A 1,092-nucleotide genomic window follows, 5' to 3' on the forward strand; every position below is an offset into this window, starting at 1 on the left:
CCGGACGCGGGGCGCGAGGCGGACGCGGCGCACTGGGAGCAGGTACGGGAGGCGCACGCGGCGCTGCGCGCGCTGGCCCCGCGGATCACGGACCCGCAACTACGGGCGGAACTTCTTGCCGCCTGCGGTCTGTTGACGTTGAGTACGGAGCAGGCGGAAACCGTAGAAAGCGGTACCGCACTCGCTCCGCGCGAGTTGGACGTCCTGGCCTGCGTGGCGGCCGGGGCGACCAACGCGCTGACCGCCGAACGGCTCGGACTGATGCCCGAGACGGTCAAGGGTTACCTGCGTTCGGCGATGCGGAAACTGGCGGCCAGGACACGCGGCGAGGCGGTCGTGGCGGCCAGGAGGGCGGGCTTGTTGCCCTGAGTGGGTGAACCGGTTTCCGGACAGGGAAGGGGTGGCCGGTGTGAACCATGGCGGACGGGAGGGTTCGCGCTGGCCGGAGCCGCTTCCAGGGCCTCGTGCGGCCAGGGGGCATTCGGATCGCCGGATAGCGAATTTCTGCGCGCTTCCCGTTGTTGTCCCCCTCACCATGCCTGTCTTTCGAATTTCAAAGCGGCGTTGCCTAGAATTTGCCCCGCACACGACACTCGGAGGGGAGCGGTGACCGTGCGACGGGACTTCAAGGAGTCTGCCCGATGCCGCCCCGACCTGGTCATCGGCAGGGACGAGCTGTGGACGTCGGCCCGCGACCAGCTCGCGCGGGGCGGCAGCGTGCTGCTCCACGGACCGGCCGGAATTGGAAAGTCGACGGTCCTGCGCGCTTTGGCGGCGGATTACGGCGAGAGCGCGCACACCGTGCTGCGCTGCTCGGCGACCGAGTCCGAATCCCACCTTCCGTTCCTGGCCCTCGCCGACCTCTTCGGTCTGGTCCTCGACGACATCGCCGGCACCCTGCCCGCCGCCCAGCGCACCGCGCTCGAATCGGCGCTCACCGGGCGCGGCGAGTCCACCCTCCAGCGCGACGGCCTCGCCCTGCGGGCTGCTGGCCATGCGGGACTGGCTGCTCGCCGAGGGCATCACCCTGGTGGGCATGGAAGCCACCGGCGTGTACTGGAAGCCCGTGTTCTACCTGCTGGAGCACGACAT

The 1,092-nt window shown here is 69.9% G+C and carries 1 protein-coding gene and 1 pseudogene; both read left to right on the forward strand.

Going from position 1 to position 1,092, the window contains the following annotated elements; all coding sequences use genetic code 11:
• The coding region (locus ACVNF4_RS36305) for a LuxR C-terminal-related transcriptional regulator (protein ID WP_461807075.1) at positions 1–369 on the forward strand (369 nt) is incomplete at its 5' end.
• Positions 370–606: 237 nt separating this feature from the next.
• Positions 607–1,029, forward strand: a pseudogene (locus ACVNF4_RS36310) (ATP-binding protein); the annotation flags it as partial.
• Positions 1,030–1,092: the final 63 nt, after the last annotated feature.

The sequence above is a fragment of the Streptomyces sp. S6 genome (assembly GCF_054880855.1).